Raw genomic sequence first — 14449 nt, 5'->3', positions numbered from 1 at the left:
CGGGTGAATAAAGTGCCGTCTTACTTTTTCATGCCGGGGCGCGCAGTATCGCCTTCGCCGCGCTTATCTAGTTTATCTTTCTCGTAGATGAGCACACCATTGCGGTTGTATTCTTTTACCAGCACAGGCTCCGTTACTTCGGGGTCGTAGCCTGTTTCGCCGTACTGGTACTCGTAGCGTAGGCGGTTGCGAGCGTTCCGGAAGCCCCAGTAGCGGTTCCAGGTACCAATGCGTTTCCCGTTCTCAAACTGCCCATCCCACTCCAGCTGGCCGTTCTCATTGTAGCGCACATAATCGCCTTCCAGCTTTCCATTCACAAACGGTATTACCTCTTTTACCTGCTTTTGCGCCCCATCATAATAGGTCACGTTGGCGTCGCGTGGGAAACCCATCTCGTAGTGGGTTTTGGTGAGCAGAATGTTCTCCCGGTTAAAGGTTTCCCAGCGCAGATGCCTGGTTCCAATGGCGTAGTACCCGGTTTCCACTACTTTGCCTCCCTCCGTCTTTTTATAAGGGCCATGCAGCACCTTATACTGGTTGCCATCAATCTCTCCGGTAGCCTTGATAATCCGACGCTTCTTGGGGTCATAGACGTAGCGGGCCGGCGCATACGGATTGGGCTGCTGGAAGCTGCGCAGATAATAGAACGTTTCGATTCGTTGGTTTTTGCCCTTGCCACCTGACTTCACATAGCCCTTTTTAATCCGCTCACCCAGAAAGATATTTTTCTTCTTTTTGGGTTTGCGCTGCGCTGCCTTTTCTTTCTCCTTGGCGGCCCGCTCCTGCTCTTTGGTAAGCGTAGTGCGCTTGGCTATCAGTGAAGGAGCTGCAGTTGTGTCGGAGGTAGTGGTCAGCGAGTCTGTGCCCAAGGCTAGGCCACCAGCATTGGACTTACTATTGAAGGAAACTGTTTTTTTGGAGCATGCCGCTACCGAAAGGCCAAGGCCTATCAGCAAAAGCAAGTACAGACGGAACAGACGCATGAGATTAACGGACTGAATTCGCAGCATCGAACGTAAACATAGCCATATTTGGTGCCCTTCATGCCAATTCTACCGCGGCCGGCTAGGGGTTGGTCGGTTTCATTAGTTCGGCGTAGGTGATTTGCTGATAGCTCGTAGTGTCCTGGGCCGGAAAGGGGAAATAGCGCGGCGGTAACTGGGCATAGTCGAACACTCCCCAAGTGGCAATGAAGGACTGTGGTTTGCGCAGTGCCCACTCTTTTTCCTGCGGGTTAGGACTAACACAAATGGAGCGGGCCTGGTGGTTGCCTTCCAGTGAAGAAAGCAGCCAAAACTCATACGGAGTACCCCAGGCCATCATTACTGTATCCATCGGGATGCCCTGCTCAGGTATAATCAGCTTTCGATTAGGCAGATGCTCGCTGCGCTGCATTACGCGCCGTGCCCACGCAATACGGTTGGTGTAGGGGGAGTGCGCCAGGCCTATGCTTGTTACGCGCATTGCTACCACTAGTACCACGGCCGCCACCGCCCAACGGCCAGGAATACCCGGGAGCACGTCGAAGGCCAAAGGCACGGCCACAAATACAGTTAAGGGCAACAGCAGGTTTTCCATGTAAAACTGCTCCTCTTGTCCGCCGGGGTAGGAAGCTGTTACTAAAACAGCAAAGGCCAAAAACCCTCCTCCTGTTAGCAAGAGTTTCAGCCAGCTACGCTCCCAGCTGTAATACCCCATCACTGCCAGCAGCCCTACTACCAGCACGTAATAATCGTGCAGTAGCCAACCTATAAATCTGCGAAAAGAAACGGTGCTGAAGTAGTTAGGAAATAACGCCAACAGCTGCTCGTTCCGCTTCATGTTTTCAGTATCGTAAGCGGTATGAAAAACCTTGTTTTTGATGTACGTCAATACTAAAAAAGCCACTAGCAGCCAGATATGACTGATTCGGCCTTCTCTGTTACGGAGCACAAAGAAGGCACAGCAAAAGCTGAAGGGGATAAAAATGATAGGATGGAAAAAGCACACTGTTACCAGGCCTAGCACTAGTACTGGCGTGCCCCAGCTCGGTATTTTATCACTGAGCCAGCGTTGGTAAATAGCCAAAAAGAGCACCATAAAGGCTAGCCCCTGCTGTAGCTCCGACTGAGCCCAGTAGAAGGTGTGCGTAACCATAAGCGTGCTCAGCATCAGTACTACCGCAGCCCAGCGCTCTGCCCGGCAAACCCACACACAGAACGCAAACACAAACGCATACCACCCTACAAAAGCCAGCGAGTATAAAACAGCTACGCTCTGAAGCCCCAGGCCCATACGGCTGGCCACCAGCGGTACTAGCTGGGTAATGGCAGCCCCAAAGCGAAAGTTCTGGATAGTGAGGTTATTCTCCTGTAGAATAGTGAATAGGTGGAATGATAAATCGACGAAGGCGACCCGCTCTTTATAGAATAGCACCGCGAGTACTGCCAGGCCAATATATGTGGCTATACCAGTCCAGGTAATAGTTTTCCGCAGCCCTGCGGAATAGGATAAGCGCTCAATCATGTGAAAAAAACAATCAGGATGCCACTCTACGTGATGGCGGCCCAAGTTACTATTTTCCGTGTGCTGCCTTACAACGCAAAGGGCCCTGACTATAGTAGCCAGAGCCCTTGTACTGTTTTAAACTATTAAGACTTTTTTAGACTATTCAGCAGCCAGTAAATCAGCGCTACGCTTCACAAAGGCGGTTAACGCCTCTCCTTTCAGCATACCTTGCGCCAGCAGCGCGAGGTCGTAGGCTTGCCGGGCCAGCTTGCTGCCGGCTTCTCCTTCAGCTTTCAGCACGCGCTGGGCAATGGGATGGTTGGCGTTTACGCTCACCGTGTAGCTATCGGGCAGGTTGCCGAACATCTGCATGCCGCCGCCACCGCCAGTGCGCTGCATGTCTTTCATGCGGCGCATGAACTCAGGCAAGGTAATAATAACCGGCGCATCCTGAGGCGAGAGCGCCTCTACCTGCACGTGCATGTGCTCGTTGCTAATGGCGCCTTTGTAAAGCTCCTGCAGCTTGGTTTTGTCGTCGTCGCTGAGTACACTTTCCTGCTGCTCCTCTTTCTCGATGAGCTTGCCAACGGTGTCGGCATCAACGCGCTTAAAGGTGGTTTTCTCTAGCTTTTGCTCCAATTGGCCAATGAAGTGCGAGTCAAGCACAGCATCCAGTTTCAGCACGTCGTAGCCCCGGTCTTGAGCGGCTTGCACAAAAGCGTGCTGCGCCTCCGCGTCGGTGGTGTATAGTACTACCGTCTGGTCGTTCTTGTCTTTCTGGTTGGCCTGCACATGCTCCTGATACTCCGCCAGGGTGAAGTATTTGCCGGCTACGTTCTGTACCAGCGCAAAATCCTTGGCCTTCTCGTAGAACTTCTCGTCGGAGAGCATGCCATACTTCACGAACAGGCCGATATCGGACCATTTCTCCTCAAAGCCTGCGCGGTCTTTGCGGAACAACTCGGCCAGCTTGTCGGCTACCTTCTTGGTGATGTAGGTGTTAATTTTCTTTACGGCCGCATCAGCCTGCAAGAAGCTGCGCGACACGTTCAGCGGAATATCAGGCGAATCAATAACGCCGTGGAGCAGCATCAGGAACTCGGGCACTACGTCTTTCACCTCATCGGTGATAAACACCTGACGCGAGTACAGCTGGATTTTGTTGCGCTGGAACTGCAGCTCATCTTTTACCTTCGGGAAGTACAGGATACCCGTCAGGTTGAAGGGGTAGTCTACGTTGAGGTGAATCCAGAATAGGGGCTCATCCATCGACATTGGATACAGCTCATGGTAGAACTTCTTGTAATCCTCGTCGGTCAGCTCTGAGGGCTGCTTTGTCCAGATGGGCGCCGTTTGGTTGATTACTTCGCCCTCAAACTCAATTTCGATGGGCAGGAACTTGCAGTACTTGGTAAGGATGGTGCGCAAGCGGGCCGCTTCCAGAAACTCGTCCGAGTCTTCGGCTACGTGCAAGACTACATCAGTACCGCGGTCGGCTTTGTCAGCAGTTTCGAGCGTAAACTCCGTGCTACCGTCACAAGTCCAGTGAGCCGCCTCAGTACCCTCCTGGTAGCTCTTGGAGAAGATTTCTACCTCGCTGGCTACCATAAACGCCGAGTAGAAGCCCATACCAAACTTACCGATAATCTGGTCTTTAGTAGCGGCATCCTGCTCCTTGTACTTCTCTACAAACTCAGAAGCCCCGGAGAAAGCAATCTGGTTGATGTACTTCTTGATTTCTTCGCCCGTCATGCCCAGGCCGCGGTCGGAGATGGTAATGGTACGCGCCTCCTTGTCTACGCTCACCTTTACTTTCAGCTCACCTAGCTCGCCTTTAAACTCACCCAGCTGGCCTAGGCTCTTCAGCTTCTGTGTGGCGTCAACGGCATTGCTGACCAATTCCCGCAGGAAGATTTCGTGGTCAGAATACAGAAATTTCTTGATGATGGGGAAGATATTCTCGGTATGAATCGAGATGCTGCCTTTCTCTTGCATAGTGCGTTGGAAAAGAGGAGTTAAAAACAGGAATGCAGACGAAATGCCAGCCGGTAAACATACCAGCAAGCAAAAGCTCCGGCTTCAAACCATATTCCATTTCCACTGCGGCTGCCAGTTTGACAGCGCTTTTCTTTCCGTATTGTGCTCTTTCCGCCATCGTTTGCCAGGGCCGTGGCCTAGTGGCCTACCTCCCACAGCTCGCGCATAGCATTACGGTAAATGCGCTGTGCAGGAGGCAAGGCCGCTTGCCACTCATATTCTAAACTCTCAACCAGATGTGTAGTAGAGCGGGTCAGCCAATCAAGCGCCGCTGAGGAATCAGAAAAAAACTGAAACTTGATCTTGGCATAGCGTTGCCCTTCACTCAGGATATTCTCTATTACGAGCTGGTTGTGGAGACTAAGAGGTTGAATGAGCGCCAACTGCTCTACGCCCATAACCAAGAACTGCTCCAGCCACACGTCGCTGAGCCAGGCTTGTTCAGCCAGACCCAGTAGAGGCATAGTACTACTATCAACCAACCAATGTGTAATTTGATTATCTCGAGATATTACCAGAAGCTGTTCCAATGCTTGGCTAAAATCTGCAAAATTTAGTGCACCTCGCCATTCACACCGCAACAAGCGATACTGTGGAAAAATCTGCACAAACAAGGAATTAACTACGCACATCATAGCATTTGACCACTAAGTAGACCGACTAATCGGCTCAGTATAGTGACAAAACTACAATATTGATTTATTAGATCAATTCAATTATCTATCAATCTTCCAAACACTCATGTAATATTCACACATCTTCGCTCAGTACCAAGACCTAAGCAAGATTGCTGCTTGCTTTACTGGGCGCAGTGGCCTGTTTGCAATAGGTAGTACAGCGGAAACGCTACCCTTAACAGATACAGCTTGGGTTTCGTGAACAGCAGGGTTGGTTGCAGTCCTATTCGTCAGGCGGTAGCTGAAGTTTGCTGGGCGATATAAGAACGATTTTCGCGTAGTGCCACTCATACAAATAGCACCTCGGCATGATCTGGGTCGGATGATTTTGAGGAAGGGCGCAACATGGCGGCTAAGCGACGCAACAAATCAGCTGTGATGGTTTTCATAGTGGCTCTATTTACTGACGAGGAACAGCACAAAGGTCTGACAGCTATATTGTCTGCAGGTTGTCAGGGGGTTATGCTTTCGTGAATCAGCTGATGCTTTTTAATGCTGAACAGTAGGTTCACAAATATTTCCTCCTACATTTGTCGCTCAGCTGATACAATGTTGCAAATGCGTACCCTTCGGTCTCGTCTGGCTCTTGTGCTGCTCCTGTGCTTTGCGCGGGTGCTGCTGCCTGATGCGTGGGTACTGGCTTTGCACACCCACGAGCACACCACCGAGGAGCCTACGCAATCGGTGAAGTGGCCTAAGGGCAAAGCGCTGCTTTCGGCCAAGCACCAGCACTGTGATGTTGATCAGTTTTTCAAGGAAGCTTTCCAAACCCCAGAGCCGCTGGTCCTGCCGGTTGAGCTTTCCAGCTACTCTTCAGTAGCAGCAGCAAGTACGCTGCCCGCGGGCGTGGCCGCTTTCACCCCAACTACTGGCCTACGCGGCCCGCCTAGCCTAAGCTAAACTTGCAGTAGGCCACTTGTAGCCACGCCTGCCTCCTGAAGTGAGGCCTTAGTAGGCGTGCACCCTGTAGAGGAATTACGCCTTTCCCTTACCTCCCGTCGGGACTGCTACACTGGCCAGTTTAGTGTTGAGGCGTCTCCCCTTTCTGTATGCTTTTCCGTGTTCCGGGCGCTCCGGACCGGTTTAGGTGCGTGTGGCTGTTGCTCCTGCTGTGGAGCACGGCTACGGTAGCCCTAGGCCAGTCGGGTACCTGTGCCCTGTCGCTGAGCGGCCGCATTTCCGACCACGAGAGTCGGGGGTCGCTGGCCAGCGCGACGGTGGTGGTGCTGGAAACCCAGCAGGCCACCCAAACTGAGGCCGATGGCCATTACCATTTTGAGTTATGCCCTGGCACGTACCACGTGCAGGTATCCTTCGTGGGCTTTACCCCCGAAACTGCCGAGGTGCGCCTAGGGCCCGCCGTGGTGCGCGACTTTAAGCTGCACCCCGATGCTATCCTGTTGCAAGGCGCGACGGTAAACGGGCAGCACGTAGAGGCCCCTACCCTGCAAGCCACCGCCACGCTGAGCGAGCAGGCCCTGCAGCAAACGCGGGGGCAAACGCTGGGCGAAGCGCTGCAGAAAGTAACTGGTGTAACGGCTATCCAAACCGGTCCGAGCATCTTCAAGCCCATGATTCACGGGCTGCACTCCAACCGCGTAACCATTCTCAATAATGGCGTGCGGCAAGAAGGGCAGCAGTGGGGCCAGGAGCACGGACCAGAAATAGACCCGTTTATTGCCTCTAAACTTACCGTAGTGAAGGGCGCCGCCAGCGTCCGGTACGGCTCCGATGCCATTGGCGGCGTGGTGCTGGTGCAGCCCAAAGCCCTGCGCGACTCAGCGGGCACAGGCGGGGAGCTCAACCTGGTAGGTATGAGCAACAATGGCCTGGGCGCAGCTTCGGGCACCATAGAGGGAAACCTGGCCAAGCTGCCGGCCCTGAGCTGGCGGGTGCAGGGCACGGCCAAGCGCGCCGGCACTATGCGGGCGCCCGGCTACTACCTGAAAAACTCTGGTTTTGAGGAGTATGACTACTCCGGGGCCGTGGGCTGGCGCAAGGCCACCTATGGCCTGGAAGTGTTCTACAGCCAGTTCAGCACGAAGCTGGGCATTCTGCCGGCGGCACACGCGGAAAGTCCCTCCGACTTATCAGCCGCCATTGCCCGGCCTAGGCCACTGGAAACCACGAGTTTCAACTACTATATCAACCGAGCCTATCAGCAGGTAAGCCATGAGCTACTGAAGCTGACGGGCTTTGTAAAAACCGGCTCGGTGGGGCGCCTGACGGCTACTCTAGGCCAGCAGACGGACTTCCGCGACGAGTATGACCTGTACTCGGCCCGCAATGCGGAGCGGGCGGCGCTGAACCGGCCCGCGCTGAGCTACTCCAACCGCACCACCACGGGGGAGCTGGTCTGGGAGCACAAGCCCCTGGGCCACTTCACGGGTAGCGTGGGGCTGGCCGGCACCTACCAGCTCAACCGCTACGCCGATGGTACAAAGGGCTTTATCCCCTTCTACAACAACTACGTGGCAGGCGCCTTTGCCATTGAGCGCTGGCAGCAGGGCAAGTGGCAGCTGGAGGGTGGCCTACGCGCCGACTACCGCCACCTACAAACCCGCCGCGGCACCCGTAACGCCCAAGGCGTGTACTACGTGGACCGGCGCGAGTTCAGCTACGTGACACCTGCCGCCTCGCTGGACGCTATGTATGACCCAGCGGCTCACCTTACGCTTAGCCTGACCACCAGCCTCACCCAGCGGGCGCCTGCTCCCAACGAGCGGTTCAGTGATGGCGTGCACAACGCCCAATATGAGCTAGGCTACGACCTGGTACCGGGCAATGGGGCACTACGCCCCGAAACGGCCTACCACACGGCGCTAACGGCCAACTGGCACGATAACCCGCGTCTCAATGGGGAAGTGACGGTGTATCAGACCGCCATCAACGGCTTCATCTATCAGCAGCCCATTCTGCCGCCGGTCATCAACATCCGGGGCACGCTCATCAGCTGGCAGTACTACCAGACCAACGCTACCCTGCGCGGCCTCGATATAGGCCTAACCTACCGCCTGGCGCCCCAGTGGCAACTGGCGGGCAAAGCCTCCGTGGTGCGTGGCCGTGATACCAAGGCCGACCAGTGGCAGGTGTTTATGCCCGCCGACCGGGCGGAGCTCTCAGTGCGCTACGAGGCGCCCGATGGCAATGGCCGCCTCACCGGGCGCTATGTGAATCTGGGCGGCTATGCCGTAGCCCGCCAAACCCGCGTGCCCGACAACTACGCAGCCAAAGATTATGCCCTGCCGCCGGCTGGCTACGCCTTGCTAGGTCTGGAAACCGGAGCCACTGTGCACTGGGGACGTCTGCCACTGGAGGTGAGTGTGGCGGGCTCCAACCTGCTCAACCAGCGCTACCGCGACTACCTCAACCGCTACCGCTACTTCGCCAACGAAATGGGCCGCAACGTGACGCTTCGCGTGCGGGTGCCCCTGGAGTTTGGGCATAAGCGGCAGTAGCCCATCCTTTCAATTTCATCCATTTACCTTATTCCTTTCCTTTTCATGCAGAATCCTGTCTTCCTCCGCCCTACCTTCTTGGCCTTGCTGGCTTCGGCCACTGTTTTCTCGGCTTGTAAAAAAGATAACGAGGACCCGACGCCCGACGACGATAACGAGCAAATCACGACGGTAACCTATACTCTGACGCCTCAGGGTGGTGGCACGCCTCTCACTATTCAGTACCGCGATGCTGATGGCGACGGTGGGCAGCCTGGCGTTATCACGCCCGCCACGCTGGTGCTGGCGCCTAACACCACCTACACCGGCAGCCTAACCCTGCTCGACGAAACCAAAACCCCAGCGGAAAACACTACCGCTGAGATTTTGGAGAAGGGCGATGAGCACCTGTTCGTCTTTACCCCCAGCAACGTAAACCTGACCATCACGGCCACCGACAAGGACAAGAACAACCTCCCGATAGGCTTAGCCACTCAGGCCGTAACGGGCACCGCTAATGCTACCGGTACCACCGGCAGTCTGAAAGTGGTGCTGCGCCACCAGCCCGGTGCCAAGAACGGCACGGCCACTCCCGGCAGCACCGATGTGGAGGTAAACTTCCCCACGGTAGTACGCTAGGCCACTTGCTGTCAAATACTTAGAAGGAGCCAGCTGCAAACGGCTTCTTCACCCATTTTTCTCCCTGTTTGGTTGTGGAGAATTGTTGGGAAGGCACCGGCCATTGGTCGGTGCTTTCTTTGGTTTTGCGCCTTGGTGCAGCCTTCCTACCTCATCCTTCGTTCATTGGCTTCCGCGTAAATTGCCCTTCATGTCTCGATTTCTCCTCACAACCGGTTTTCTGCTGCTAACTGGCGGTGTACTTGCCCAAACTACTGCTCCTGCCCCTGGCCGTCTGGGGCGTACTTCTGCTGCGGCAGCACCGGTCAGAGGCCGGGTAACCGATGCCGCCTCCGGGGAAGCCCTACCAGGCGCCACCATCGTTTTTCCTGATCTGCGGCAGGCTACGTCGGCAGATGCCGACGGCAACTTTCAGTTTGCCAACCTGCCCAAGGGGCGGTTTCTAATGCAGGTGCGCTTTGTGGGCTTCACTACCGTGGCCCGCACCGTAGATACCAGCACCGGGCAGCCGCTGGAAGTAGCCCTTACGCCCGCCGAGACCGAGATTGGACAGGTGGTGGTAACGGGCGTGTCGGCCAGCACGGAAATGCGCCGCTCGCCCATCCCAACCAGCATCATCGACCAGACGCGCCTGCGCCAGACCGCCGCTACCAATGCCGTGGATGCCATTGCGCACACGCCGGGCCTCAACCAGATTACAACGGGGGCAGCCATCAGCAAGCCGGTTATTCGGGGCTTAAGCTCTAATCGCGTAATCACGCTCAACAACGGCGCCAAGCAGGAGGGCCAGCAGTGGGGCGATGAGCACGGCATCGAGATTGACGAGTTTAGCATTGACCGGGCGGAGGTAATCAAAGGCCCCGGCTCCTTGCTCTATGGCTCCGATGGCCTGGCTGGCGTCATTAACTTTCTGCCCGCCGACCCCGTGGAGGATGGACGCATCATTGGCTCGGTGGCCGCTAACTACCAGACCAATAACTACCAGCAGGGCTATTCCCTGATGAATGCCGGCAACCTCAACGGCTTCAACTGGCAGGTGCGCGGCTCGGGCAAAGTAGCCGCCGACTACCGCAACCGCTACGATGGCCGCGTCTACAACTCCGGCTTCCGGGAGCTGAACAGCAACGGCTACGTGGGCCTCAACAAAAGCTGGGGCTACTCCCACTTCACCTATAACAGCTTCAATCAGATCTTAGGCCTCATTGAGGGCGAGCGAGATTCTACCTCGGGCCGCTTTCTGCGCACTAACGGCTTCGGCGACACTGAAATAGTGACTGGCCGCGGCTTCTCGGGCTACGGCCTAGATGTGCCCCGCCAGCAGATCAACCACCTGCGCATCGGCACCGATAACAACTTCATACTGGGCCAGCACCGGCTAACGGTAAACGTGGGGTGGCAGCAGAACCTGCGCCGGGAGTTCGGCAACCCGCGTTATTACTACGAGCAGTCGTTGTTTTTTCAGTTGCGCACCGTGGACTATGCCGTGCGCTGGTTTCTGCCCGAAATGAAGGGCTGGAATACCACCTTGGGAGTGAGCGGCATGCAGCAGCAAAACCAGAACAAGGGCGTAGAATTCCTGATTCCGGCATATAAGCTGCTTGATGGGGGCCTGTTCGGTGTTACGAAGAAGTCGTTTGGCAAGCTGGATCTGAGTGGTGGCCTACGCTACGATATTCGCCACATCACCGCCGATGCCCTGTACCTGAACGAAGACGAGGAGCCAGTGCCCGCTGGCCAGGGTGAGGCTAAATTTACGGGCTTCAAGAGTACCTTCCGCAACGTGAGCGGCAGCGTGGGCGGGGCCTACAATATCAATGATAAGTGGCTGATTAAAGCTAACGTGGCCCGCGGTTTCCGGGCGCCAAATATTGCCGAGCTGGGCTCAAACGGCGTGCACGAAGGCACCACGCGCTACGAGGTAGGTGAGCCAAACCTCAAAGCCGAAACCAGCTTTCAGCTAGATGGGGGCGTGAGCTACACCGCCGACCACGTAAGCCTCTCGGTAGACGCCTTCCGCAACCGCATCAGCAACTACATTTTCCCGCGCCGCCTTGCTAACGCCGCCGGCGAAGACTCCATTGCCGTAACCGGCGACCGACTGTTCCGCTACGGGCAGGGCGATGCGCGGCTGGCGGGCGGCGAGGTGAGCATCGACCTGCACCCTCACCCCCTCGACTGGCTGCACTTCGAGAACTCCTTCTCTATGGTGCGGGCCATTCAGTTTGACCAGCCCGAGGGCCAGCAATACCTGCCCTTTATTCCCGCTGACCGGTTGCAGTCGGAGCTGCGGGTGAACTTCCGGAAAGTGGGTAATACGCGCCTACACAACCTGTACGCCCGCGGTGGCGTGGAGCACAACTTCACGCAAAACCGCATCTTCTCCGCCTTCGATACCGAAACCCGTACCCCTGGCTACACGCTGGTGAATGTGGGCGTGGGCACTGAAGTCACCAACAGCCAGGATAAAACGCTGTTTTCGCTGTATCTGGCGGTTAACAACCTGTTTGATGTGGCCTACCAGAACCACCTGAGCCGCCTGAAGTACACGGACGTAAACAACGCTACCGGCCGGGTGGGTGTATATAACATGGGCCGCACGTTAAGCGTGAAGCTGGTAGTACCGCTGAGCTTTAAATAGGCTTCGTAAAAACATACTGAACTGTCATGCTGAGCGCAGCCGAAGCATCTCTACCTCTGGCTAATTACCTGGCCTAGAACATCACCAACAAAGCGGTAGAGATGCTTCGACTCTGCTCAGCATGACGTTCCTTTCAGTTGTAGTCAGTTCAACCGAAAACCAACAACAACGCGCGCCTTCAACTGATTCGCTCTTTGAGTCGTATCACTACTATGGCCCACGACCACTCCGGACACGACCACGCGCATCACCACGGCCCGCCCGCCGATGGTAACTTTAGCCAAGCCTTTAAATGGGGGATTGTAATGAACCTCGTGTTTGTGGCGGGAGAAGTGGCAGGTGGCTTATGGGCCAACTCCGCCGCCCTGCTCTCTGATGCCGGCCACAACCTTTCTGATGTTCTGAGTTTAGCCCTGGCGTGGGCGGCCTCTTTGCTGGCTACGCGCCGGGCCACCGAACGTTATACCTATGGATATAAGGGAGCCACTATTCAGGCGGCACTGCTAAATGCGGCCCTGCTGTACCTGGCATTGGGCTTTATTCTGTGGGAAACCATTGACCACCTGCGTCACCCTGTTCCCGTGAATGGATCCTTGGTGATGCTGCTGGCGGGATTAGGCATTCTGGTGAATGGGTTTACGGCCTGGTTGTTCCGCCGTGGGCAGAAGGGCGACGTGAACGTGCGCGGGGCTTATCTGCACATGCTAACGGATATGCTGGTGTCAGTGGGCGTAGTGGTGGGTGGCGCGCTGGTGTACTTTACGGGGTGGCTTTGGCTTGACCCGGCCATTAGCTTTATTATTCTGGCGGTAGTGGGCATAAGCTCCTGGGGCCTGCTGCGCGAAACCGTGCAGCTCAGTCTGCAGGCTGCCCCCGAAAGTATTGATGTGGCTGAAGTACGGCAGTTCCTGCTCTCCCGCCCCGGCGTTACGCAGGTGCATGACCTGCACATCTGGCCTCTGAGCACCAGCGATACGGCCCTCACGGCCCACTTGGTGCGTCCGGGCGGTGAGAACGGCAACCTGTTCCTGCGCGACCTGCAGCACGACCTGCGGCATGAGTTCAACATCAGCCACTCCACGGTGCAGCTCGAGGATGCGCTGCCGCTGATGGGTGACCACGGCTGCTGCGACGAGCAGGTGGCCTAGCGAGCCGTAGCTGGAAGAGAAGAAGAAAATTGCGTAATCTGCGTTTCGCAATTCCTCTCTACGTTTCATGCAGCCTACCGCTCCTACCTCCCCTCCCAAAACTGCCCGCCTGTTTAGCGCCATTGTGGTAGTAGCCGCCCTCGGCTACTTCGTGGATATCTACGACCTGATTCTGTTCAGCATTGTGCGGGTGCAGAGCCTAAACACTCTTGGCATCACGGCTAAAGATGCCGTTACCAGCCAGGGCCTTTACCTCATCAACATGCAGATGGGCGGCATGCTGCTCGGAGGTATTCTGTGGGGTATTCTGGGTGACAAGCGCGGGCGACTTTCGGTGCTTTTTGGCTCCATCCTGATCTACTCACTAGCTAATATTGCCAATGGCTTTGTGCAGACCTTAGACCAGTACGTGTGGCTGCGCCTGATTGCTGGCATAGGCCTGGCAGGTGAGTTGGGTGCGGGTATCACGCTGGTATCAGAAACGCTATCGAAGGAAAAGCGTGGCTATGGTACCATGATTGTGGCTACTGTGGGCGTATCGGGCGCTATGCTGGCTTACTGGGTAGGTGAGCGGTTCGGCTGGCGCAATGCCTACTTTGTGGGAGGTGGCCTAGGCCTGGCCCTACTGGCCCTGCGGGTGGGCGTGTATGAGTCAGGGATGTTTGAGCAGGCCAAGAAGACCCAGGTAGAGCGCGGCAATTTTTTTGCCCTGTTTACTAATGGCCCACGACTGGTGCGCTACCTTAAGTGCCTCCTGATTGGGGTGCCGCTGTGGTTTGTGGTGGGCATTCTGATTACACTGGCTCCAGAGTTTGGCGAGGCGCTAGGCCTCACGGGCCCCGTAACGGCAGGCCTGGGCGTGTTCTGGAGCTATTTTGGGCTGGTGTTTGGTGATTTTATCAGCGGCAGCCTCAGCCAGCTGCTGCGGAGCCGTACTCGGGCACTGCAGCTGTTTCTGGCCTTCTGCGCTATTATGGTGGCCGTGTATTTGTTCGCTCTGCGCGGGGCTTCGCCTACGGCTTTTTACACTGTATGCTTCATACTAGGCGTTTCAGTGGGCTTCTGGGCGTTGTTCGTGACGGTGGCCGCTGAGCAGTTTGGCACCAACCTGCGGGCCACTGTGGCTACTACAGCCCCTAACTTTGCCCGCGGCTCAGTGGTGGCCCTAGTGCCCATTTTTAATGGAGTAGCCGTGGCCCTGGGTACCCCCGATGGCCCCAACCGCATTGCCAGCGGCGCTGTTGTAGGTGGCATCTCGTTGCTGATAGCTTTCTGGGCCGTAAGTACGCTGCCCGAAACCTTCGGTAAAGACCTCGACTACGTGGAAGAGTAGCCCCCAAGAACAAAGCTAAACTATTGTTTTTCAGACGTGTATGAGGAGGGAGT

Annotated in this window: 10 protein-coding genes; 6 read left to right on the top strand and 4 right to left on the bottom strand. The window is 56.0% G+C overall.

Annotation, left to right across the window (positions count from 1 at the left end):
* Positions 1-20: 20 nt before the first annotated feature.
* From HMJ29_RS08990 to HMJ29_RS08975, 4 genes are all read right to left on the bottom strand, one after another.
* The gene (locus HMJ29_RS08990) at positions 21-983 is read right to left on the bottom strand and encodes a toxin-antitoxin system YwqK family antitoxin (protein ID WP_171591162.1); all 963 of its coding nucleotides are present in this window, start codon (positions 981-983) and stop codon (positions 21-23) included.
* 82 nt (positions 984-1065) lie between these two features.
* Positions 1066-2505: a hypothetical protein gene (locus tag HMJ29_RS08985; RefSeq protein WP_171591161.1), complete on the bottom strand. Its 1440-nt coding sequence runs from the start codon at positions 2503-2505 to the stop codon at positions 1066-1068.
* Positions 2506-2646: 141 nt separating this feature from the next.
* Positions 2647-4482: a molecular chaperone HtpG gene (gene htpG / locus HMJ29_RS08980; RefSeq protein WP_171591160.1), complete on the bottom strand. Its 1836-nt coding sequence runs from the start codon at positions 4480-4482 to the stop codon at positions 2647-2649.
* A 179-nt stretch (positions 4483-4661) separates the two neighbouring features.
* Positions 4662-4988 (bottom strand): hypothetical protein, encoded by a 327-nt coding sequence (locus HMJ29_RS08975; RefSeq protein WP_171591159.1) that lies wholly within the window; start codon positions 4986-4988, stop codon positions 4662-4664.
* A gap of 771 nt (positions 4989-5759) precedes the next feature.
* Between HMJ29_RS08975 and HMJ29_RS08970 the strand changes: the two genes are divergently transcribed.
* From HMJ29_RS08970 to HMJ29_RS08945, 6 genes are all read left to right on the top strand, one after another.
* A complete protein-coding gene (locus HMJ29_RS08970) occupies positions 5760-6101 on the top strand; it encodes a hypothetical protein (RefSeq protein WP_171591158.1) in 342 nt (113 codons plus the stop codon).
* Between the two features lie 149 nt (positions 6102-6250).
* On the top strand, positions 6251-8659 hold the full coding sequence (locus tag HMJ29_RS08965; protein ID WP_171591157.1) for a TonB-dependent receptor: 2409 nt from the start codon (positions 6251-6253) through the stop codon (positions 8657-8659).
* A 45-nt stretch (positions 8660-8704) separates the two neighbouring features.
* Positions 8705-9277 (top strand): hypothetical protein, encoded by a 573-nt coding sequence (locus tag HMJ29_RS08960; RefSeq protein WP_171591156.1) that lies wholly within the window; start codon positions 8705-8707, stop codon positions 9275-9277.
* Positions 9278-9467: 190 nt separating this feature from the next.
* On the top strand, positions 9468-11915 hold the full coding sequence (locus HMJ29_RS08955; protein WP_171591155.1) for a TonB-dependent receptor: 2448 nt from the start codon (positions 9468-9470) through the stop codon (positions 11913-11915).
* A gap of 194 nt (positions 11916-12109) precedes the next feature.
* A complete protein-coding gene (locus HMJ29_RS08950) occupies positions 12110-13063 on the top strand; it encodes a cation diffusion facilitator family transporter (RefSeq protein ID WP_216634103.1) in 954 nt (317 codons plus the stop codon).
* Between the two features lie 67 nt (positions 13064-13130).
* On the top strand, positions 13131-14396 hold the full coding sequence (locus tag HMJ29_RS08945) for an MFS transporter (RefSeq protein ID WP_171591154.1): 1266 nt from the start codon (positions 13131-13133) through the stop codon (positions 14394-14396).
* The last annotated feature ends 53 nt before the right edge of the window (positions 14397-14449 follow it).

The sequence above is a fragment of the Hymenobacter taeanensis genome (assembly GCF_013137895.1).
GTDB classification, from domain to species: domain Bacteria; phylum Bacteroidota; class Bacteroidia; order Cytophagales; family Hymenobacteraceae; genus Hymenobacter; species Hymenobacter taeanensis.
Note: the sequence above shows the minus strand (reverse complement) of the source record. Positions and strands in the feature narration are given on the sequence as shown.